This is a genomic window from Microbacterium sp., from assembly GCF_043427715.1.
Taxonomy (GTDB): Bacteria; Actinomycetota; Actinomycetes; order Actinomycetales; family Microbacteriaceae; genus Microbacterium.
The window spans coordinates 1-19,467 of sequence record NZ_JBHWTD010000024.1; the positions used below are offsets into that span (position 1 = coordinate 1).

Sequence of the window (19,467 nt, forward strand, 5' to 3'; positions counted from 1 at the left end):
CGTGTGAGCAGATGGCCGACGACGACGCCGACGTGGCGGCGAAGGCCATGCGGCGGTACGGCAACCTCACCGAGCGCTTCGAAGCGCTCGGCGGGTATGCCGCCGAGGCGGAGGCCGCGTCGATCGCGCACAACCTCTCCTTGCCGGACCGCATCCTCGACCAGCCGTTGAAGACGCTATCGGGCGGTCAGCGACGACGCATCGAGCTCGCGCGCATCCTCTTCTCCGACGCGCAGACGATGATCCTCGACGAGCCGACGAACCACCTCGACGCCGACAGCGTCGTGTGGCTGCGCGAGTTCCTCAAGGGGTACAAGGGCGGGCTGATCGTGATCAGCCACGACATCGACCTCGTCGGCGAGACGGTCAACCGGGTGTTCTACCTCGACGCCATGCGTCAGGTCATCGACGTCTACAACATGAACTGGAAGAACTACCTGCGTCAGCGGGTGGCTGATGAGGAGCGCCGCAAGAAGGAGCGCGCCAACATCGAGAAGAAGGCCACTGCGCTCCAGCTGCAGGCGGCCCGATTCGGCGCGAAGGCGTCGAAGGCCGCCGCCGCGCACCAGATGGTCGCCCGCGCCGAGAAGATGCTCTCCGGGCTCGAAGACGTCCGTCAGGACGACCGCGTCGCGAAGCTCCGGTTCCCCAAGCCCGCGCCGTGCGGCAAGACGCCGCTCATGGCCAAGGGGCTCAGCAAGTCCTACGGGTCCCTCGAGATCTTCACAGATGTCGACCTCGCGATCGACCGCGGCTCGAAGGTCGTCGTCCTGGGCCTCAACGGCGCCGGCAAGACGACGCTCCTGCGCATGCTCGCCGGTGTCGACAAGCCCGACACCGGTGTCATCGAGCCCGGCCACGGCCTGAAGATCGGCTACTACGCGCAGGAGCACGAGAATCTCGACGTCGACCGCTCCGTTCTCGACAACATGATGTCGGCGGCGCCGGACATCACCGCCACGGAGGCGCGGAAGGTGCTCGGCTCGTTCTTGTTCACTGGCGACGACGTCCTCAAGCCCGCGGGGGTTCTCTCCGGCGGTGAGAAGACGCGCCTGTCGCTCGCAACGCTCGTCGTCTCGTCGGCGAACATGCTGCTGCTCGATGAGCCCACGAACAACCTCGACCCGGCGTCCCGCGAGGAGATCCTCGACGCACTCGCGCACTACGAGGGCGCTGTCGTCCTCGTCTCGCACGACGAGGGGGCCGTGCAGTCGCTGAACCCGGAGCGCGTCCTCATCCTGCCCGACGGCGTCGAAGACATCTGGGGTCGCGACTACATCGACCTCATCACGCTCGCCTGACGACTCCCGCTTTCCGGGGCGTGAGCCTGTCTCCGAGCGGATGCCGCGTGCTCAGAGCGCGTCGAGGAGTTCGTCCTCGGCTTCCATGTCGCGGTCGCGGCGGCGACGCACGGGCCGGGACTTCGCGCCGGCGGCATCCTCCTGCTCTTCGCGACGCGCCCGGATCTCGGTGCGGATCATGTACCAGATGAAGCCGAAGCCCATCACGGCGAACAGGATCCACTGGATCGCGTACGACAGGTGCGGACCCGGGTCCTCCGACGGAGCGTCGAGCGGATTCGGGCGGGCGGCGGGTGCGGGGTCTTCGGTCGTCATCAAGACGTACGCCGACGTCACGACCTCGCCGGAGGTCGGGAGCTGCTCGGCGATCAGCGGAAGGTCGATCGTCGCGACCTGCCCTTCCGGGGCCGAACGGCCGTCACGGGCGGCCATCTCGCCGGGCTGGAGGCGACCGGTGAGGGTCACGTCGCCCGTCGGAGCGGCCGGGATCTCATCGGGTTCGGGCTGATCGGTGCCCGGCGGCACCCAGCCGCGGTCGACGATGATGATGCGGCCGTCATCGGTGCGGAACGGCACCAGGACCTCGAACGCGCTGGTGCCGCCACGGGGACGGTTTCGCACCAGCAGGGTCTCGTCGGAGATGTACTCACCGCGGACCGTGACGGGGCGCCACTCGTCGTCCGCGTCGAAGGTCGAGCCCGGCGCGATCAGGTCGCCGAGCGCGACAGGGTCCTGTCCGTAGTTGTCGGCGACGAGCGCCAGCTCGGCCTCACGTTCGTCGCTGCGCGTGAACTGCCAGTTCGAGAGCCAGACGCAGGCGATCGCGAACACGATCGCGACGGCGATGTACCCACTCCACCGCAGAGCTGTGCGGCCGTTCACGACGCGTCGACCCGCTCGAGCGGCGCCACGTCGACGGGGAAGTTCCGGGTGGCGAGGTACTCGCGGAGGTACTCGACGTGCTCGTCGCACGCGGCCCAGATCTTCCGGCGGTCGGCGGTGTGGATGCGGGGGTTCCGCCAGATCACCTGCCACGCAGCGTCGGCGCGGCATCCGGCTCGCGAGCACTGCGCGGTCATGGCTTTTCCTCCGGACGGGTCTCCTGGATGCGGATGATGCCGTCCGTCGGGCCCGGCTCGCCCGCCGGGGCGGACGGGGGAGCGTCCACGGCGCGCAACGGCTCCTCGGCCTTGCGCGCGGTCGGTGCGGCGCTGACGTTCGCGATGACGACGGCGAGGTAGGGGAGGACAGCGGCGCCGAGTCCGAAGATCCAGGTGTACCAGCTGTACGGGGTGACGCTGACCATGAGGATGAAACAGGTGACGCGGACCGTCATGACGATGAAGTACTTGCGCGTACGAGCGCGGGCGTCATCCTCCGGCGCGGTGGCGAGGGAGGTCGCCGACTGCGGTGGTGCGGGTCTCATGCGACGTGACGTGAGCTCAGCTCCAGGAATTGCTCATGTCGATCATCACGGCGCCCCAGGCGAGGAAGGCGATGATCGACACGACGATCACGAGGATCCAGAAACCGGCGCCGATCCATCCCACGATCGTGCCGCCGAGGGCCAGTCCGCGACCCTTCTCGCCGGAGGTCTTGAGCTGGCGCAGGGCCATGTGGCCGGTGATCACGCCGGCCACCGAGCCCAGGAACGGGACGGCGGTGAGTCCGATGATGGATGCCACGAGGGAGATGATCGCGAGGACGTTGGTCCGGGCCTCGGGCTGTCCGTACCCGTACACGGCGGGCTGCTGCCCGTATGCCGAGGCGGGGTACTGCGGAGCGGCGTAGCTGGGCGGTGCCTGCGTGGGGTTGCCGTAGGGAGAAGAGCCGTACGGCGCGGCGGCGTGGGACGCGGTCCCGTACGGGGGCGCGGGCGGCGGCGGGGGCGTCGGACCGGCCTCGGCGTGCGGCGTCGCCGGCGGCTGCGGCGAGGCGGGATTCGTGGCATCGGTCACGGGATGTCTCCTTCGTCAGGGGTGCCTCTCCAGCGTACCGGGGATGCGCGCCGATAGGCTGGGGCGGTTCCCTCGCCGTGACCCCCAAGGAGCATCACCATGTCCAGCGATCGCGTCGTCCTCGTCACCGGTGGAAACCGCGGCATCGGCCGCGCCATCGCCGAGCGGTTCGTCTCCGACGGGTACAAGGTCGCGGTGACCGCGCGCTCGGGCGAAGGTCCCACGGGCACGCTGACGGTGCGCGCCGACGTCACCGATGCGGCCGCCCTGGACGCCGCGTACAGCGAGGTCGAGGAGAAGCTCGGGCCCGTGGCCGTCGTGGTCGCCAACGCGGGCATCACCAAGGACACGCTGCTGCTCCGGATGACCGAGGAAGATTTCGATTCGGTCGTCTCCACCAACCTCGGCGGCACGTTCCGCGTCGTCAAGCGGGCAGCCAAGGGCATGCTCCGCGCCCGCTGGGGGCGCGTCATCCTCATCTCCTCCGTCGTCGGCCTCTACGGCTCGGCCGGTCAGGTCAACTACTCCTCCTCCAAGAGCGCGCTCGTCGGCTTCGCGCGTTCGATCACGCGCGAGCTCGGTGCCCGCTCGATCACGGCCAACGTCGTCGCGCCCGGATTCATCGAGACCGACATGACCGCGGCGCTGCCGGAGGACACCCAGGCGGACTACCGCAAGAGCATCCCCGCGGGACGCTTCGGCAGCGCCGAGGAGGTCGCCGGTGTGGTCGCGTGGCTCGCCTCCGACGACGCCGCCTACATCTCCGGCGCGGTCATCCCCGTCGACGGCGGCCTCGGCATGGGGCACTGACGCGAGCCCGAGGCATCGGTCTCAGCCGATCGCTGCGAGGATCTCCTCCGTCAGCCGCTCCGGCTGAGTGAACTGCGGCCAGTGCGCGGTGTCCAGGCGCACGACTGCAGCGTCCTCGATCGCCGCGAACTCGGCGCCGGTGGCGCCCCAGTTCTCGGACAGCCGTCGGAAGGTCTCCTCGTCGAGGCCACCCATCAGCAGCGTGACCGGCACCCGGAAACGAGCCTGGTCCATCTCGCCGATCGCGTCGGTCGGAACCTGGGCCGGCACCGACTTCGTACGCGGCGCGGTCTCGGCGCGGACGGTCGGGTCGAGGTCCCAGACGTCCTCCTCGTCGAAGTAGTCCCAGCCCGGGAACGGGACCACACCGTCCACGACGGGGAACTCCGAGATCGTCCCGCCGGGCGGGGGCGGGACGGTGTCCACGAAGACAACCCGGGCGACGCGATCCGGTCGCGCCGCGGCGGCACCCCACGCGACGTTGCCGCCCCCGCTGTGGCCGACGAGGACGACGGGACCCGCGGACGCGTCGATCTCGGCGACGACGGCGCCCACCCACTCCGCCATGCCGATGGCGGCGGATTGGGTCGCCGGCGCACCGACACCCGGCATCGTGAGGGCGACCGTGTCGTGCCCGCCGCGGCGGAGGCCCGGGACCACGGCATCCCACGACGACGCGTCGAGCCAGAGGCCCGGTATCAGGAGGATTCGCATACGGCGAGGCTACGACCGGGTTCCGACACGGACCAGGGCCCTGCGCATGGCGACGCCGCCCGAGGTACCGCGGGTGTCAGGGGAGGAGGGGGATGACCTGGGCGAGGTCCACGGGGCCGACGACGAGGTCTGCCTGGGCGCGCACGGCGGGCTTGGCGTTGAACGCGATGCCGAGGCCGGCGGCATCCATCATCTTCAGGTCATTCGCGCCGTCGCCGATCGCGATGGTCTGTGCGAGGGGGATGCCGTGGGCGCCGGCCCACTCACGGAGTGCGTCGGCCTTGCCGGCGGCGTCGACGATGGCACCGTCGACCACCCCGGTGAGTGCGCCGTCGGCGACGGCGAGGCGGTTCGCCCGCCACACGTCGATGCCCAGGCTCGGAGCGATGGTGTCGAGGATCTCGTGGAAACCGCCGGAGACGACCGCGGCAATGCCGCCCCGCTCATGGATCGCGTCGATGAGCTCGCGGACGCCGGGGGTCGGCTCGACGCGGGCCAGCACACGCGCGAACGCGGCCACCGGCACCCCGCTGAGCGCGCTGACGCGGGAACGGAGGCTCGCGGCGAAGTCGACCTCACCGCGCATGGCGGCCTCGGTGGCCTCGGCCACCTCAGCGCCCCGACCGGCCTCATCGGCGATCAGCTCGATCACTTCGTTGCGGATGAGCGTGGAATCAGCGTCGAACACGACGAGGAAGCGAGGCGCGGGCATTCGTCCACGCTACCGGCTCGGCGGTGGCCGCTCAGGCCGTGATGCGGACGTTCTTGCCCACGACGGTCAGGCCGCTGTCGGTGACGGTGAAGCCGCGCGACAGGTCGAGTTCGCGGTCGACGCCGACCGTCGCACCCGGCTCCAGGACGACGTTCTTGTCGAGGATCGCCCGGTGCACCCGGGCTCCCGCACCGACGCTGACGTAGTCGAACAGCACCGAGTCGGTGATCGTCGATCCGCCGCCCGACAGGGTCCACGGGCCCACGACGCTCCGTTCGAGGTGGGTTCCGGAGAGGACGCAGCCGAGCGAGACGATCGAATCGATCGAGTTGCCGATGCGGCCCACCCCGTCGCGCACGAACTTCGCGGGCGGCGAGTTCACCGACTGCGAGCGGATCGGCCAGTCGGTGTTGTACAGGTTGAAGATCGGCAGCGCCGAGATCAGGTCCATGTGCGCATCGAAGAACGAGTCGATCGTCCCCACGTCGCGCCAGTAGTCGCGGTCGCGATCGGTCGACCCCGGCACGTCGTTGCGCTTGAAGTCGTAGACGTGCGCCTCGCGACGGTTCACGAAATACGGGATGATGTCGCCGCCCATGTCGTGGTTCGACGTCGGCAGCTCGCCGTCCGACTCGACCGCCTCGATGAGCGCATCGGTGTCGAAGACGTAGTTGCCCATCGATGCGAGCACCTCGTGCGGGCTGTCGACGAGGCCGGCGGGGTTCTGCGGCTTCTCGAGGAAATCGCGGATCGTGGACCCGTCGGCGGGGTCGACGTCGATGACGCCGAACTGATCGGCGAGCGCGATCGGCTGACGGATGCCGGCGACCGACGCACGGGCGCCGGAGGCGATGTGGGCGTCGATCATCTGCTGGAAGTCCATGCGGTACACGTGGTCGGCGCCGATGACCGCGACGATGTCGGGCTTCTCATCGTGGATGAGGTTGAGCGACTGCAGGATGGCGTCGGCGGAGCCCGAGAACCAGCGCTTGCCGAGGCGCTGCTGCGCGGGCACCGAGGTGACGTAGGACCCGAGGAGCGCGGACATGCGCCAGGTCTGCGACACGTGACGGTCGAGCGAGTGCGACTTGTACTGCGTGAGCACGACGATCTGGCGCAGCCCCGAGTTGATGAGGTTCGAGATCGCGAAGTCGATCAGCCGGTACTGACCTCCGAACGGGACCGCGGGCTTGGCCCGGTCCTGCGTCAATGGCATGAGCCGTTTGCCCTCGCCGCCGGCGAGAACGATACCGAGGACCTTCGGAGATGCTGGCATGTGCCCACACTAGGACGGTTTCCGTCTCCGTGGACATGCGTGCGGCGAGTTGTTTCGCGTGTCCGCGGACCCGCTCGGTGTCCTAGAGTTCGGAACATGCGCGTCGACATCGTGACGAAGGAATACCCGCCGGAGATCTACGGGGGAGCGGGTGTCCATGTCACCGAGCTGGTGCGGTCCCTCCGCTCGCGGATGGAGGTGCAGGTGAGGGCCTTCGGCGCCGAGCGCGATGAGCCAGACACCACCTCGTACGGCGTGCCCGCCGGGCTGCAGTCGGCCAACGGCGCCGTGCAGACCCTCGGCACCGACCTCGAGATCGTCGGTGACGTCGCCGGGGCCGACGTGGTGCACAGTCACACCTGGTACGCGAACTTCGCGGGCATGCTGGCCGGGATGCTCCATGGCATCCCGCACGTGATCACCGCGCATTCGCTGGAGCCGCTCCGGCCGTGGAAGGCGGAGCAGCTCGGCGGCGGTTACGCCGTGTCGAGCCACATCGAGAAGACCGCGTACGAGAACGCTGCAGCCGTCGTCGCGGTGAGCGACGGAATGCGCCGCGACATCCTGCGCAGCTACCCGAACCTCGACCCTGCGAAGGTGCGCGTCATCTACAACGGCATCGATGTCGAGGCCTGGCAGCCGCGGGAGGATGCCGCGCTGCTCGAGCGCCTCGGCATCGACCCCGCCCGGCCCTCCGTCGTCTTCGTGGGACGCATCACCCGCCAGAAGGGCCTGCCGTACTTCCTCCGCGCCGCGGAACGCCTGCCCGCGGACGTGCAGCTGATCCTGTGCGCCGGGGCGCCGGACACTCCCGAGATCATGGCCGAGGTGCAGGGGCTCGTGCGCGACCTGCAGGAGACGAGGGAAGGCGTCGTCTGGATCGAGGAGTTCCTGCCACGCCAGGACCTCTGCACGATCCTCACCGCCGCGACCGCCTTCGTGTGCCCCTCCGTGTACGAGCCCCTCGGCATCGTCAATCTGGAGGCGATGGCGTGCGGCGCCGCCGTCGTCGGGACGGCGACCGGCGGCATCCCGGAGGTCGTCGTCGACGGCGTCACCGGGCGGCTCGTGCCGATCGAGCAGGTGCAGGACGGCACCGGCACACCCGTCGACCCCGAGCGCTTCGTCGCCGACCTCGCCGCCGTCCTCACCGAGGTGGTGTCCGACCCCGAGCGCGCGGCCGCCTACGGCGCCGCAGGACGGGAGCGGGCGGCATCCGAGTTCAGCTGGGAGGCGATCGCCGACGCCACGGCCGACCTCTACCGCGAGGTCGCCGGATCCGGCCGATAGGCTGGGACCCATGCCAGAGGTCCTCGAACTCACCGACGTCGTCGTCCGCCGAAACGCCCGCAACATCGTCGATGGGATCGACTGGACCGTCGCGTCCGACCAGCGCTGGGTGGTCCTCGGGCCCAACGGCGCCGGCAAGACGACGATCCTGCAACTGGCCGCGACCCTCGTCCACCCGACTTCGGGCGCCGTCACGGTGCTCGAGGAGCGTCTCGGCCGCACCGACGTGTTCGACCTGCGTCCCCGCATCGGGTTCGCGTCCTCTGCGATGGCCAAGCGCATCCCGCAGGACGAGAGCGTCATCGACGTGGTGCTGACCGCTGCGTACTCCGTCGTGGGGCGCTGGCGCGAGGATTACGAGGCCATCGACGAGCGTCGCGCTCGCCGCGTGCTGGGGGAGTGGGGCCTGGCCGACCTCGCCGAGCGCACGTTCGGCACCCTCTCCGACGGCGAGCAGAAGCGCGTCCAGATCGCGCGCGCGGTCATGACCGACCCCGAGCTCCTGCTGCTCGACGAGCCGACCGCGAGCCTCGACCTCGGTGCCCGCGAGGAGCTGCTGACGCTCCTCGGCGGCTACGCGCAGGAAGAGACGACGCCCGCCATGATCATGGTCACGCATCACGTGGAGGAGATCCCGGTCGGCTTCACCCACGTCCTCCTGCTCCGGGAGGGCAAGGCGGTCGCTGCGGGCCCGATCGCCGACACCCTCACCGCCGAGAACCTCAGTGAGACGTTCGGGATGCCGATCACGCTCACCGCCGACGGTGGCCGGTTCGCCGCGCGCGCGGCATCCTGATAAGATCTCTCTTTGGCGCACTCGCGCCGCAGACTTCCACCCGCACCTGGCAAAATCCAGGGCACTTCGTGAGGAACCCAATGAAGACTGACATCCACCCCGAGTACAAGGCCGTCGTTTTCCGCGACCTCGGCTCCGGAGAGACCTTCCTGACCCGTTCGACGGTCACCAGCGAGAAGACGATCGAGCTGGACGGCGAGACCTACCCGGTCATCGACGTCGAGATCTCGTCCGCGTCGCACCCGTTCTACACGGGCAAGCAGCGCATCATGGACTCGGCCGGCCGCGTCGAGAAGTTCAACCAGCGCTTCAAGAACTTCGGCAGCAAGTAGGCAGCCGCTTCGAGAGCCCCGCTTCGGCGGGGCTCTCGTCGTTTTCGGCGCGGGGACCGGTTCAGCGAACGGGCCAGGCGCCGTCGATGACCTCCTCGGGGGCGAGCCGCCCGATGCGCACGAAGTACTCGGTGAGGCTCTCGGCCTGCTCTCGTGCCCATGAGATCTGCTGCGTGTGAAGGGCGACGGGGCACTCCGGCAAATCGAACCGTGCAGCGAGCGCCTGCGCGACCCGCCCCGCGGCGACGGCGTCGGCGGTCGCGTCGTGCGCGCCGTCGAGGGTGACCGCGTAGTGGGCGGCGACGACCTCGAGGGTGCGCTTGCCGCGGCGGTACCTGTCGACGCGCTTGTCCACGACGAGCGGGTCGATGACCGGGGAGGGTGAGTCGAGCGCGGGCAGACCGTGGCGCAGCGCCTCGTGCTTGAGCAGCGAGAAGTCGTAGGACGCGTTGTACGCGACGACCGGGATGCCCTGTGCGAACAGGCCGGCGAGCGCCGCCACCACCTCGGCGACGACCTCCGCGGCGGGTCTGCCCTCGGCACGGGCCCGCTCCGTCGTGATGCCGTGCACCGCGGTCGCGCCGGCCGGGATCTCGATGCCGGGATCGGCCATCCAGCTGGACGACTCGACGACCGCGCCGGTGCCGTCCAGCACGCCGACGTACGCCGTGACGACACGGTCGGTCGCGACGTCGACGCCGGTGGTCTCGAGGTCGAACACCCCGACCCGTGCCGCCCAACCCTGCGCGGCGGGGGGAGTCGGCACTCCCTCGACGGCTGACGCCAGCCAGGCGTCATCCCAGAGGGGCGTGGGGTCGGCTCCTGCGATGGTCACACTCCGACGCTAGGACGGGCCGCCGACATCCCGCGGTCGGCACGCCGCGCGCCGCCACCGGGCCGTCACCTCCGCGCGCCGGGCGCTCGTAGACTCGTCGGGTGAGTGCGCCGAACCCCTATGCCGAGCGGCTCGCCGCGATCCCCGTCGAGCGACGCGACGTCGAGGTCCTCGGGGCGACGACGACGTACTGGGTGTACGGGCCGGCCGACGCCGAGACCACGATCCTCGCCGTGCACGGGTACCGGGGCGAGCACCACGGCCTCGAGCCGATCGTCGCCTATCTGGAGGGCATCCGCGTCATCTCACCCGACCTGCCCGGTTTCGGGGAGACCCCGCCGATCCCGGGCCGCCGGCATGACCTCGACACGTACGTCGACTGGCTCACGGACTTCGCCGCTCAGGCTGCTCCGGATGCCGTGGTGCTCGGGCACTCGTTCGGCTCCATCGTCTCGTCGGCCGCCGTCGCCCGCGGGCTGCCGACCGACCGGCTCATCCTCGTCAACCCGATCGGCGCCCCGGCGCTGGAGGGTCCGCGCGGCCTGCTCACCCGCCTCGCGATCTTCTACTACTGGGCCGGCGCCGCTCTGCCGCGAGCGCTGGGCGACGCGCTGCTGCGCAATCGTCTCATCGTGCGGATCACGAGCGTCGCGATGGCCAAGACGCGGGACCGCACTCTTCGCGCCTTCATCCACGACCAGCACGACACCTACTTCTCGCGCTTCTCCGACCGCGACACGCTGCACCACGGCTTCGTCACGTCGGTCTCGCACGATGTGCGCGCCGCGGCGCCGCGCATCGCGCAGCCCACGCTCCTGATCGCCGCAGAGAAGGACGACATCACGCCGATCACGGCGCAGCGCACCCTGCGCGAGCTCTTCCCGAACGCCGAGCTCGTGGAGATCGCCGACGTGGGACACCTCATCCACTATGAAACGCCGCAGGCCGCGGCATCCGCCATCACGCGCTTTCTTCAGCCTTCCGACGCCGGTACGCGTTGACGTTCATGCGGTTGCCGCAATTGCCGGTGTCGCAATACCGCTTCGAGCCGTTCTTCGAATAGTCGATGTAGACGGCTGAGCAGTCGTCGGCGTCGCACTCGCGCACGCGGTCGAACTGGTCGGAGCGGATGACGTCGACGAACGCCATCGCCACCTCCACCGTGATGCGAGTCGCGAGCGGCGCGCTGTCGTCGGTCGCATGGATGTGCCAGTCGTACTCGTCGTGGATGACCAGCTGGGGGAGCGCCTTCCCCTCCCGCAGCATCGCGTTGACGATGGGGACGGCGCCTTCACGGTCTCCCGCCCACAGCATCCGCAGTCGCGAGCGCGCGGCGCGGAGCTCGGAGAGCTCGACGTCGTCGCGGCGGATGCTGCCGCTGTAGGGGAACTCCTGCAGGAAAGCGGCGAGATCCTCCTGGGTCGCGAGGCGATCCTGCCCGTCCGGATCGGTCTCGGGGAGCGAATTCACGAGGGCGGTGGCCGCCCGGAGCGACTGTTCGGTGTCACGGATGAACATGATGTTGACTCCTGACGATCGTTGGCAGTACTGTCACCAGTGTTAGCACACTTCACTCCTTACGGCCTGGCGTGGCCTCGCTGTTCCCGCTCGAAGGACGACCCCGGTGACGCACACGGCGCCTCTCACTCTTCCCCGCCCCGTCCCCGCGGCATCGCCGCAGCGGTCATCGGCCACGTCCGGCCTCGTCATCGCCGTGGTGAGCGCCCTCGCGTTCTCGGTCAGCGGACCCGTGGCGAAGCCCCTCCTGGAGCAGGGCTGGTCGCTCGCCGCGGTGCTGTTCATCCGCATGGGGGTCGCCGGACTCGTCCTCGCTCCCGCGCTCGTGCGCACGATGCGCCGACACCGTGGATTCCTGCGCACCCACTGGCTGTCGCTGACCGCGTTCGGTCTCATCCCGGTGGCCGGATGCCAGTTGTTCTACTTCTCGGCGATGCAGCGGATGCCGGTGGCCGTCGCCCTGCTCATCCAGTACCTCGCCCCGGTGATGCTCGTCCTGTTCGTGTGGTTCCGCACGCGGCGGACCCCCTCCAAGGCGGTGCTGGCGGGCTCGGTCGTCGCGATCGGCGGGCTCGTTCTCGTCGTCGACGTCACGAGCGCGAGCGCCGACGCCCTCGGCGTGTTCTTCGCGCTCCTGGCCGCTGTCTGCGTCTGCTTCTACTTCGTGCTCAGCGAGAAGACCGGACCCGACCTTCCCCCGCTCGCCCTCGCCTCGGGCGGCCTGCTCGTCGGCGCCGCGACCATCGGCGCACTCGCGCTCGTCGGCATCCTTCCCTTCACCGCCCCGGCGATCACGGTCGACATCGTCGGGATGACGCTGCCCGCCCTCGGCGCGCTCACCCTCGTCGGTCTGTGCACGGCCGTCGGGTACGCGTTCGGAGTCATGGCGGTGCCGCGGATCGGGTCGCGCGTGGCATCCTTCGTCGGCCTGTCCGAGGTCCTGTTCGCGCTGATGTTCGCGTGGATCCTGCTCGCCGAGACGCCGGCGCCGGTCCAGTTCGCCGGCGGCGCGCTGATCCTCGTGGGTGTGATCCTGGTGCGACTCGATGCGCGGCTCGCCGACGAGGTCAGTGCTCCCGTCGAGCCTCTGCCAGGAGAGGTCGGACCCGGTATCCGATGACCTCGCCCATCGCGAGGGAGGTCTCCGTGCGCTCCACCCCGTCGATCGCGAGGATGCGGGCGTCGACGTCGAACAGATGCTGGGTGTCGCGCGCCGCCACCCGGACGAGCAGATCGACCGGTCCGCTCAGTCCGTGACACTGCACGACCTCGGGGATCCGCTCCAGCTCCACGGTGATGCGGGGGAGGTCCGCCTGTCGCACCTGCACCTGCAGGACCGCGTCGATCGCGTACCCGAGAGCGGCCGGGGACATCGCCCGCTCGAAGGAGAGGAACACCCCCGATCGCTCGAGTTTCGCCATGCGCGCCTGCACGGTGTTGCGGGAGAGGCCGAGACGTTCGCTGAGGGCCACGACGGTGGCGCGGTGGTCGTCGGCGAGGGCGTTCAGAAGCTCGAGATCGACGTGGTCCAGGGCGCTCATAGTGCGAAACCCTAGCAGGACACGCCCGGGCGGTCTGCGCAGGATGCTCAATCGCCACGCCGATGGTTGAGCGAGGTGCGATGTCGGCATAGTCTCGCGGCATCCGGCGACGATGCCGGTGTATCTGCGCAGGTCGCCGCCCCACAAGGACATCGACCGCGATCAGAGAGGACGATGATGACCGACACTCTGACCCCCGCCGCCGACCGGTCCACCGACACCGAGAACGTGGCCCGACTGCTCGACCACACCGGCGCCCGCATCCGCGACGAACGGCTCGATCCCTGGATCGCCGACGTCGACGCCCCGATGCTCCGCCAGCTGTACCGGGACATGGCCCTCACTCGCCGCCTCGACGCCGAAGGCGTCGCGCTGCAGCGGCAGGGACACCTCGGGCTGTGGGCACCCGCGCAGGGCCAGGAGGCCGTGCAGATCGGAACGGCATGGGCCTGCCAGGACGACGACTTCCTCTTCCCCAGCTACCGCGAGATCGGGATCGAACTCGTCCGCGGCGTCGAACCGGCTGATTTCGTGATGGTCTGGCACGGCGTGCAGCACTCCTCATTCGACCCGTTCGCGGTTCACATCGCGAGCCCGCAGATCATCATCGGCGCCCAGAGCCTGCACGCCGTCGGCTACGCCATGGGCATCCAGCGCGACGGCGGTGACCAGGTGGCGGTCGCGTACTTCGGCGACGGCGCGACCAGCCAGGGCGACGTCAACGAGGCGATGGTCTTCGCGGCCTCGTTCGGCTCTCCGATCGTGTTCGTCTGCTCGAACAATCAGTGGGCGATCTCCGAGCCGGTCGCACTGCAGGCGCAATACCCGATCGCGGGCAGGGCGCCGGGGTTCGGCATCCCGAGCATGCGTGTCGACGGCAACGACGTCCTCGCCTGCCTCGCCGCGATGCGCTGGGCAGCCGACCACGCGCGCAGCGGGCGCGGCCCCGCCTTCCTCGAGGCCGTGACCTACCGGCTGGGCCCCCACACCACGAGCGATGATCCCACCCGGTATCGGGATGCCGCCGAGGTGGAGCACTGGCGCGCACGCGACCCGCTCACTCGCGTGGAGACGTACCTGCGGGGCCTCGGCGCGTTCGACGACGCGTTCGCCGCCGCCGTCTCCGCGGATGCCGATCGGTTCACCGCCGCGATGCGCCGCGCCGTGGTCGACACACCCGCCCCCGCGCCGCTGGGCGTCTTCGACCACGTCTACGCAGAACCGCACACCGGGATCGACGAGCAGCGCGCCGCGTACGCCGCTTACCTCGACGGCTTCGCCGACGGGGGTGCCGCATGAGCACCATGACCCTCGGCAAAGCCCTCACCGCCGGCATGCGGCAGGCGATGCGCGACGACGAGAAGGTCCTCGTGATGGGGGAGGACATCGGCAAGCTCGGCGGCGTCTTCCGCATCACCGACGGCCTGCTCGACGAGTTCGGCCCGCGCCGCGTGGTGGACACCCCGCTGGCGGAGTCGGGCATCGTCGGCACCGCGGTGGGCCTCGCTCTGCGCGGCTTCCGGCCCATCGTGGAGATCCAGTTCGACGGCTTCGTGTACCCGGCGTTCGACCAGATCGTCAGTCAGGTCGCGAAACTGCACTACCGCACACGCGGGCGCGTGAAGATGCCGCTGACGATCCGGATCCCGTGGGCCGGCGGTGTGGGAGCCGCCGAGCACCATTCCGAGTCGCCGGAGGCCTACTTCGTGCACACGGCGGGACTCCGCGTGGTCGCCGTCTCGAACCCGCAGGACGCCTACACGATGCTCCGGCAGGCGATCGCCTGCGATGACCCGGTGATCTTCCTCGAGCCCAAGCGGCTGTACCACGCCAAGGGCGAAGTGGACCTCGACGGCGACATCGCCGACGCCGCGCCGCTCGGTCTCGCGCGTGTCGTCCGTCCCGGCACCGATGTCACGGTGCTCACCTACGGATCCCAGGTCACCACGGCGCTCGACGCCGCCGTGGCCGCGGAGGATGAGGGTCTCTCGCTGGAGGTCATCGACCTGCGGTCGATCTCGCCGGTCGACTACGCCGCCGTCACGGCATCCGTCCGCCGCACCGGACGCGTCGTCGTCACGCACGAGGCCTCCCGAGAGGGTGGAGTGGCCGCCGAGATCATCGCGAGCGTCACGGAGAAGTGCTTTCACTACCTTGAGGCCGCGCCCGTCCGCGTCACCGGACACGACATCCCCTACCCGCCCGCAAAGCTCGAGCAGTACCACTTGCCCGACCTCGATCGGATCCTCGACGCCGTCGACCGGGTCATGGGTCGCCCGAACAGCACCACGGAGGTGACTGCATGATCACGGACTTCCGTCTGCCGGATCTCGGCGAAGGACTGCCCGAAGCCGAGATCGTGCAGTGGCACGTCTCCCAGGGTGACGAGGTCGCGCTGAACCAGACGATCGCCGAGGTGGAGACCGCAAAGGCGATCGTCGAGCTGCCGTCCCCGTTCGCGGGGACCGTCGCCGCCCTTGCGCATGACGCGGGGGACGTCGTCGCCGTCGGCGATGTGCTGATCTCTTTCGACGTGGCAGGAGACCCCGCGACCGAGACTCCGGATGCCGCGCCCGCGTCCGCCGAGGAGCGTCGCGAGCCGAACCTCGTCGGCTACGGCGCCGTCCCCCGCGGAACCGGTCGTCCGCAGCGGCGCGCCCGCGGCGGAGCGCCGGCGGTGACCGCGGAGCCCGACGTCCGCTCCGCGGCTCCCCACGATGCGATCGCCGACACCGTCCCCGAGCGCGAACTGCGCGAGCGCCCCCGCTCGACGCCCCCGGTGCGGAAGCTCGCGAAGGACCTCGGCGTCGACCTCGCTCTCGTGGAGGCTTCGGGTGTGACCGGGATCATCACCCGCGAGGACGTGGAGGCCTATGCCGTCAGCACGGCGGCCTCGCCGACCGGCGCCCCCGCGCTGCGCACGGACGTCTCCGGCGACCGCGAGGAGCGGATCCCGATCCGGGGTGTCCGCAAGCACACCGCCGACGCGATGGTCCGCTCGGCGTTCACGGCACCGCACGCGGCGACCTTCCTCACCGTCGACGTCACGGCATCCGTCGCCCTCATCGACAGCCTGCGGCAGGACCGGCGTCACGCCGACCACCGCGTGGGCGTCATGGCGGTCGCGGCGAAGGCGGTGTGTCTCGCGCTGCGGCGGACCCCCGTGCTCAACGCGCGGTGGGACGACGCGGCAGGGGGGATCGTCCTGCACCACTACGTCAACCTGGGCGTCGCCGCCGCAACGGATCGCGGCCTCGTCGTCCCCTCAGTGAAGGACGCCGACCGGATGTCGCTGCTCGAACTCGCCGACGCGATCCGCGCGCTCGCCGAGACCGCGCGCGCCGGCAAGGCCACCCCCGCCGACCTGACCGGAGGCACCTTCTCGATCACCAACTTCGGTGTGTTCGGCGTCGATGCGGGGACCCCCATCCTCGTGCCCGGGGAGGCCGGCATCCTCGGCCTGGGGGCGGTCAGACGCATCCCCTGGGAGCACGACGGGCAGGTCGCGCTCCGCGACGTGATGACCCTGAGCCTCTCGTTCGACCACCGACTCGTCGACGGGGCGGAAGCCGCGCGCTTCCTCACCGATGTGGCGGACGTGCTCCGCGAGCCCGGACGTGCGATGGTGCTCGCATGAGCCTCGGACTGTCGGGATACGACCTCACCGATGAACAGCGTGAACTCGCGGGCTTGGTCCGCGCCTTCGCCGACGAGGTGGTCGCACCGGTCGCCTACGAGGCGGACCGCACGAAGACCCTGCCGATGGACGTCGTCGCGCAGATGGGCGAGATGGGGCTGTTCGGGCTGCCCTTCCCCGAGGAGCTCGGCGGTCAAGGCGGCGACTACACGGCGCTCGGCCTCGCGATCGAGGGCCTCGCCCGGGTCGACCAGTCGATCGCGATCACCCTCGAAGCCGGGGTCAGCCTGGGCGTCATGCCGATCCACCGGTTCGGCAGCGACGCGCAGAAGGCCGAGTACCTGCCCGACCTGCTCGCCGGACGCGCCCTCGCGGGCTTCGGCCTGACCGAGCCTGAAGCGGGGTCGGATGCCGGGGCCACCCGCACCACGGCACGCCTCGACGGCGGCGAGTGGGTCATCGACGGCTCGAAGCAGTTCATCACGAATTCCGGTACGCCGATCACGCGGTTCGTCACGGTGACGGCCGTGACCGGCGAGCGCGCGGACGGCGGCCGCGAGGTGTCGACGATCATCGTCCCGAACGGCACCCCCGGGTTCACGGTGGAACCGGCGTACGACAAGGTCGGCTGGCATGCGAGCGACACCCACCCGCTGACCTTCTCGGGCGTCCGGGTCCCGGAGGCGAACCTGCTGGGTGAGCGCGGTCGCGGGTTCGCGAACTTCCTGCACATGCTCGACGAGGGCCGCATCGCGATCGCGGCGCTCGCCACCGGGGCGGCGGAGGGATGCCTGGACGCGGCGATCGACTACGCCGACAGCCGCGTCGTGTTCGGGGAGAAGCTCGGCACGCGACAGAGCATCCAGTTCATGCTGGCGCGCATGCAGCAGCGCGTCCACGTCGCGCGGCTCGGCTGGCTGCATGCGGCGCGCCTGCGCGATGCGGGCAAGCCGTTCAAGGCCGAGGCGGCGATCGCCAAGCTCACCGCGAGTGACGCGGCCATGGACAACGCCCGCGACGCGACGCAGATCTTCGGTGGCAACGGGTTCATGAACGAGTACCCCGTGGCCCGTCACTACCGCGACTCGAAGATCCTGGAGATCGGAGAGGGGACCACCGAGGTGCAGCTGCTCGTCATCGCCCGCGCGCTCGGGGTCGCCTGACCCGGCCGGTCAGACCGCGAGGGCGGGGGACTCGAGCAGGCGCAGCCGTTCCCGCTCGACGAGGAACGTGTGCCGGGAGCCGTTGGCCAGGCGCACGCCGTCGACCGGGTGCTGGCCGGCGGTGGCGTGGCGCATGACGGCGCGGATCAGGCCGCCGTGCGCGACCGCGACGATCTCGGGCGAGCCGGGCGCGTGCGATCGCCGCGCATCGGAGATGACCTGCCGCATGCCGTCGAGGGCGCGCGCGGTGACGACGGGCCAGGGCTCCGCGCCGGGGATCTGCGCGGTCGCCCAGGTGCCGTACCGTTCGAGGAACTCGACGTCGGTGACCCCTTCCGCCTCGCCGTACGCGCGCTCTCGCAGCGCCGGGTAGACGAGCGGGCCGGGGATGCCGAGGATGCCGGCGACGATCTCCGCCGTCTCGCGGGCGCGGGAGAGGTCACTGGAGACCAGGACGAGGGGGACCGCCGGATCGTGGTGCTCAGCGAGCTCCCGCCCGATCCGGCGGGCCTGTTCGCGACCGGTTTCGTTCAGGGGGATGTCGGTGGATCCCTGGATGCGGCGGTTGCGGTTCCAGTCGGTCTCGCCGTGGCGCACGAGGGTCAGGGTGGTCACCCATCGAGCCTACGTGGCGCGCGGGGTTCCGCCGTCCCGCCGTCAGCGGAGCGCGGAGAGGGCGCGAGAGAGCGTCGTGAGCACCTCGGACGCGCCGGCGTCGATCTTCACGGTCGCACGGGCGTCACCGCGGGTCGCACCGCGGTTGACGATGACGACCGGCAACCGGCGTCGGCGGGCGCGCTCGAGCAGGCGGATGCCGGAGTTCACCACGAGGGACGATCCGGCGATCAGCAGCGCGGAGCTGGAGTGCACCAGCTGTTCGGCTTCGCGGAACTTCTCGGTCGGGATGAACTCGCCGAAGAACACCACGTCGGGCTTGAGGACCCCGCCGCAGACGGAGCAGTCGGGAATCGCGAAGCCGTCGCTGACGTGCGGCAGCACGTCGCCGTCGGGGCCGAGCTCGACGTTCTCGGGCACGGTGATCCACGGGTTGTCGCGCTCGACCCGCACCGCCAGGTCGCGGCGATCGAACACCTGCCCACAGTGCACGCAGGTGACCCGGCGCATGGTGCCGTGCAGCTCGACGACGCGATGGCTGCCGGCTCGCACGTGGAGGCCGTCGACGTTCTGGGTGATGACCCCGGATGCCACGCCGGCGCGCTCGAGGTCGGCGAGCGCCTCGTGGCCGGCGTTGGGGGAGGCCGCCGAGAAGGCGCGCCAGCCGAGGTGGCTGCCCACCCAGTAGCGGCGTCGTGAGGCTTCGTCTGCGAGGAACTGCTGCGCGGTCATCGGCGTCCGCGTGGGAGCGCCTTCGCCGCGATAGTCGGGGATGCCCGAATCCGTGGACAGACCCGCGCCGGTGAGGACGGCGATGCGGCGACCGGCGAGCGCGTCGATGGCGCGGCCGATAGCTGCCGTGGCATCCGCGTCCAACTCCGCCAGCATGCCCATCCCCACCTCCGCTCGGTGTCCGCCCGTTGCAGGTGCGAGCCTACGCGCTCTCGTTTACGCCCAGGTTTCGGGCGG

The 19,467-nt window shown here is 70.2% G+C and carries 23 protein-coding genes; 11 read left to right on the plus strand and 12 right to left on the minus strand.

Annotated elements, in window-relative coordinates; all coding sequences use genetic code 11:
* Nucleotides 1–1,301: ABC-F family ATP-binding cassette domain-containing protein (locus ACHFGS_RS02215; protein ID WP_394289099.1), on the plus strand; the 1,301-nt coding region annotated here is incomplete at its 5' end.
* 51 nt (nt 1,302–1,352) lie between these two features.
* Here ACHFGS_RS02215 and ACHFGS_RS02220 read toward each other — a convergent pair.
* The 4 genes from ACHFGS_RS02220 to ACHFGS_RS02235 are packed head-to-tail and all read right to left on the minus strand — an operon-like array spanning nt 1,353 to nt 3,259.
* Nucleotides 1,353–2,183: an SURF1 family protein gene (locus ACHFGS_RS02220; protein ID WP_394279230.1), complete on the minus strand. Its 831-nt coding sequence runs from the start codon at nt 2,181–2,183 to the stop codon at nt 1,353–1,355.
* On the minus strand, nt 2,180–2,380 hold the full coding sequence (locus ACHFGS_RS02225) for a hypothetical protein (protein ID WP_394279231.1): 201 nt from the start codon (nt 2,378–2,380) through the stop codon (nt 2,180–2,182). The genes ACHFGS_RS02220 and ACHFGS_RS02225 overlap by 4 nt, the downstream gene beginning before the upstream one ends.
* Nucleotides 2,377–2,727 (minus strand): DUF3099 domain-containing protein, encoded by a 351-nt coding sequence (locus ACHFGS_RS02230; RefSeq protein WP_394279232.1) that lies wholly within the window; start codon nt 2,725–2,727, stop codon nt 2,377–2,379. Before ACHFGS_RS02230 ends, ACHFGS_RS02225 begins: the two co-directional genes overlap by 4 nt.
* A 16-nt stretch (nt 2,728–2,743) precedes the next feature.
* The gene (locus ACHFGS_RS02235; RefSeq protein WP_394289100.1) at nt 2,744–3,259 is read right to left on the minus strand and encodes a DUF4190 domain-containing protein; all 516 of its coding nucleotides are present in this window, start codon (nt 3,257–3,259) and stop codon (nt 2,744–2,746) included.
* 99 nt (nt 3,260–3,358) lie between these two features.
* On the opposite strand from ACHFGS_RS02235, the gene fabG reads away from it, so the two are divergent.
* Entirely contained in the window at nt 3,359–4,069 is a 711-nt protein-coding gene (gene fabG / locus ACHFGS_RS02240) for a 3-oxoacyl-ACP reductase FabG (RefSeq protein ID WP_394278310.1), read from the plus strand.
* A gap of 21 nt (nt 4,070–4,090) precedes the next feature.
* Here the strand turns inward: fabG and ACHFGS_RS02245 are convergent, their stop codons facing one another.
* The 3 genes from ACHFGS_RS02245 to ACHFGS_RS02255 all read right to left on the minus strand — a co-directional run bounded on the left by ACHFGS_RS02245 (nt 4,091) and on the right by ACHFGS_RS02255 (nt 6,771).
* On the minus strand, nt 4,091–4,783 hold the full coding sequence (locus ACHFGS_RS02245) for an alpha/beta fold hydrolase (RefSeq protein ID WP_394278309.1): 693 nt from the start codon (nt 4,781–4,783) through the stop codon (nt 4,091–4,093).
* Nucleotides 4,784–4,859: 76 nt separating this feature from the next.
* Nucleotides 4,860–5,495: a phosphoserine phosphatase SerB gene (gene serB / locus ACHFGS_RS02250; RefSeq protein ID WP_394278308.1), complete on the minus strand. Its 636-nt coding sequence runs from the start codon at nt 5,493–5,495 to the stop codon at nt 4,860–4,862.
* A gap of 31 nt (nt 5,496–5,526) precedes the next feature.
* A complete protein-coding gene (locus ACHFGS_RS02255; protein WP_394278307.1) occupies nt 5,527–6,771 on the minus strand; it encodes a glucose-1-phosphate adenylyltransferase in 1,245 nt (414 codons plus the stop codon).
* 96 nt (nt 6,772–6,867) lie between these two features.
* On the opposite strand from ACHFGS_RS02255, the gene glgA reads away from it, so the two are divergent.
* The 3 genes from glgA (at nt 6,868) to ACHFGS_RS02270 (ending at nt 9,189) form a co-directional block, all read left to right on the plus strand.
* Complete coding sequence (gene glgA / locus ACHFGS_RS02260) at nt 6,868–8,061, plus strand: glycogen synthase (RefSeq protein ID WP_394278306.1); 1,194 nt, start codon at nt 6,868–6,870, stop codon at nt 8,059–8,061.
* 10 nt (nt 8,062–8,071) lie between these two features.
* Nucleotides 8,072–8,857, plus strand: a complete 786-nt coding sequence (locus ACHFGS_RS02265) for an ABC transporter ATP-binding protein (protein WP_394278305.1) — start codon at nt 8,072–8,074, stop codon at nt 8,855–8,857.
* 80 nt (nt 8,858–8,937) lie between these two features.
* On the plus strand, nt 8,938–9,189 hold the full coding sequence (locus ACHFGS_RS02270) for a type B 50S ribosomal protein L31 (RefSeq protein WP_394278304.1): 252 nt from the start codon (nt 8,938–8,940) through the stop codon (nt 9,187–9,189).
* A gap of 61 nt (nt 9,190–9,250) precedes the next feature.
* Here the strand turns inward: ACHFGS_RS02270 and ACHFGS_RS02275 are convergent, their stop codons facing one another.
* The gene (locus tag ACHFGS_RS02275; protein WP_394278303.1) at nt 9,251–10,024 is read right to left on the minus strand and encodes an exonuclease domain-containing protein; all 774 of its coding nucleotides are present in this window, start codon (nt 10,022–10,024) and stop codon (nt 9,251–9,253) included.
* Between the two features lie 101 nt (nt 10,025–10,125).
* Here ACHFGS_RS02275 and ACHFGS_RS02280 point away from each other — a divergent pair, with 101 nt between their 5' ends.
* A complete protein-coding gene (locus ACHFGS_RS02280) occupies nt 10,126–11,025 on the plus strand; it encodes an alpha/beta fold hydrolase (protein ID WP_394278302.1) in 900 nt (299 codons plus the stop codon).
* Here the strand turns inward: ACHFGS_RS02280 and ACHFGS_RS02285 are convergent.
* Nucleotides 10,985–11,545: a CGNR zinc finger domain-containing protein gene (locus ACHFGS_RS02285; RefSeq protein WP_394278311.1), complete on the minus strand. Its 561-nt coding sequence runs from the start codon at nt 11,543–11,545 to the stop codon at nt 10,985–10,987. The genes ACHFGS_RS02280 and ACHFGS_RS02285 overlap by 41 nt on opposite strands.
* A gap of 103 nt (nt 11,546–11,648) precedes the next feature.
* Here ACHFGS_RS02285 and ACHFGS_RS02290 point away from each other — a divergent pair, with 103 nt between their 5' ends.
* Nucleotides 11,649–12,662, plus strand: coding sequence for a DMT family transporter (locus tag ACHFGS_RS02290; RefSeq protein ID WP_394278301.1), 1,014 nt, complete (start codon nt 11,649–11,651; stop codon nt 12,660–12,662).
* Here ACHFGS_RS02290 and ACHFGS_RS02295 read toward each other — a convergent pair.
* Nucleotides 12,610–13,083: an Lrp/AsnC family transcriptional regulator gene (locus ACHFGS_RS02295; RefSeq protein WP_394278300.1), complete on the minus strand. Its 474-nt coding sequence runs from the start codon at nt 13,081–13,083 to the stop codon at nt 12,610–12,612. The two genes, ACHFGS_RS02290 and ACHFGS_RS02295, sit on opposite strands and share 53 nt — an antisense overlap.
* A gap of 177 nt (nt 13,084–13,260) precedes the next feature.
* Between ACHFGS_RS02295 and pdhA the strand changes: the two genes are divergently transcribed.
* The 4 genes from pdhA to ACHFGS_RS02315 are packed head-to-tail and all read left to right on the plus strand — an operon-like array spanning nt 13,261 to nt 17,883.
* Nucleotides 13,261–14,382, plus strand: coding sequence for a pyruvate dehydrogenase (acetyl-transferring) E1 component subunit alpha (gene pdhA / locus ACHFGS_RS02300; RefSeq protein WP_394278299.1), 1,122 nt, complete (start codon nt 13,261–13,263; stop codon nt 14,380–14,382).
* Nucleotides 14,379–15,389 (plus strand): alpha-ketoacid dehydrogenase subunit beta, encoded by a 1,011-nt coding sequence (locus ACHFGS_RS02305; RefSeq protein WP_394278298.1) that lies wholly within the window; start codon nt 14,379–14,381, stop codon nt 15,387–15,389. The genes pdhA and ACHFGS_RS02305 overlap by 4 nt, the downstream gene beginning before the upstream one ends.
* A complete protein-coding gene (locus tag ACHFGS_RS02310) occupies nt 15,386–16,720 on the plus strand; it encodes a dihydrolipoamide acetyltransferase family protein (protein ID WP_394289101.1) in 1,335 nt (444 codons plus the stop codon). The genes ACHFGS_RS02305 and ACHFGS_RS02310 overlap by 4 nt, the downstream gene beginning before the upstream one ends.
* The gene (locus ACHFGS_RS02315; RefSeq protein ID WP_394280304.1) at nt 16,717–17,883 is read left to right on the plus strand and encodes an acyl-CoA dehydrogenase family protein; all 1,167 of its coding nucleotides are present in this window, start codon (nt 16,717–16,719) and stop codon (nt 17,881–17,883) included. Before ACHFGS_RS02310 ends, ACHFGS_RS02315 begins: the two co-directional genes overlap by 4 nt.
* A gap of 9 nt (nt 17,884–17,892) precedes the next feature.
* Here the strand turns inward: ACHFGS_RS02315 and ACHFGS_RS02320 are convergent, their stop codons facing one another.
* Nucleotides 17,893–18,498, minus strand: a complete 606-nt coding sequence (locus ACHFGS_RS02320) for a histidine phosphatase family protein (protein WP_394280305.1) — start codon at nt 18,496–18,498, stop codon at nt 17,893–17,895.
* A gap of 42 nt (nt 18,499–18,540) precedes the next feature.
* Complete coding sequence (locus ACHFGS_RS02325; RefSeq protein WP_394280306.1) at nt 18,541–19,392, minus strand: Sir2 family NAD-dependent protein deacetylase; 852 nt, start codon at nt 19,390–19,392, stop codon at nt 18,541–18,543.
* Nucleotides 19,393–19,467: the final 75 nt, after the last annotated feature.

Excerpts from the sequence above, each read along its gene's own strand:
- glgA (WP_394278306.1), top strand. The coding sequence starts at position 6,868 with ATGCGCGTCGACATCGTGACGAAGGAATACCCGCCGGAGATCTACGGG.
- ACHFGS_RS02305 (WP_394278298.1), top strand. The coding sequence starts at position 14,379 with ATGAGCACCATGACCCTCGGCAAAGCCCTCACCGCCGGCATGCGGCAG.
- ACHFGS_RS02325 (WP_394280306.1), bottom strand. The coding sequence starts at position 19,392 with ATGGGCATGCTGGCGGAGTTGGACGCGGATGCCACGGCAGCTATCGGC.
- ACHFGS_RS02255 (WP_394278307.1), bottom strand. The coding sequence starts at position 6,771 with ATGCCAGCATCTCCGAAGGTCCTCGGTATCGTTCTCGCCGGCGGCGAG.
- ACHFGS_RS02230 (WP_394279232.1), bottom strand. The coding sequence starts at position 2,727 with ATGAGACCCGCACCACCGCAGTCGGCGACCTCCCTCGCCACCGCGCCG.
- serB (WP_394278308.1), bottom strand. The coding sequence starts at position 5,495 with ATGCCCGCGCCTCGCTTCCTCGTCGTGTTCGACGCTGATTCCACGCTC.
- ACHFGS_RS02295 (WP_394278300.1), bottom strand. The coding sequence starts at position 13,083 with ATGAGCGCCCTGGACCACGTCGATCTCGAGCTTCTGAACGCCCTCGCC.
- fabG (WP_394278310.1), top strand. The coding sequence starts at position 3,359 with ATGTCCAGCGATCGCGTCGTCCTCGTCACCGGTGGAAACCGCGGCATC.
- ACHFGS_RS02270 (WP_394278304.1), top strand. The coding sequence starts at position 8,938 with ATGAAGACTGACATCCACCCCGAGTACAAGGCCGTCGTTTTCCGCGAC.
- ACHFGS_RS02315 (WP_394280304.1), top strand. The coding sequence starts at position 16,717 with ATGAGCCTCGGACTGTCGGGATACGACCTCACCGATGAACAGCGTGAA.
- ACHFGS_RS02310 (WP_394289101.1), top strand. The coding sequence starts at position 15,386 with ATGATCACGGACTTCCGTCTGCCGGATCTCGGCGAAGGACTGCCCGAA.
- ACHFGS_RS02245 (WP_394278309.1), bottom strand. The coding sequence starts at position 4,783 with ATGCGAATCCTCCTGATACCGGGCCTCTGGCTCGACGCGTCGTCGTGG.
- ACHFGS_RS02265 (WP_394278305.1), top strand. The coding sequence starts at position 8,072 with ATGCCAGAGGTCCTCGAACTCACCGACGTCGTCGTCCGCCGAAACGCC.
- pdhA (WP_394278299.1), top strand. The coding sequence starts at position 13,261 with ATGACCGACACTCTGACCCCCGCCGCCGACCGGTCCACCGACACCGAG.
- ACHFGS_RS02225 (WP_394279231.1), bottom strand. The coding sequence starts at position 2,380 with ATGACCGCGCAGTGCTCGCGAGCCGGATGCCGCGCCGACGCTGCGTGG.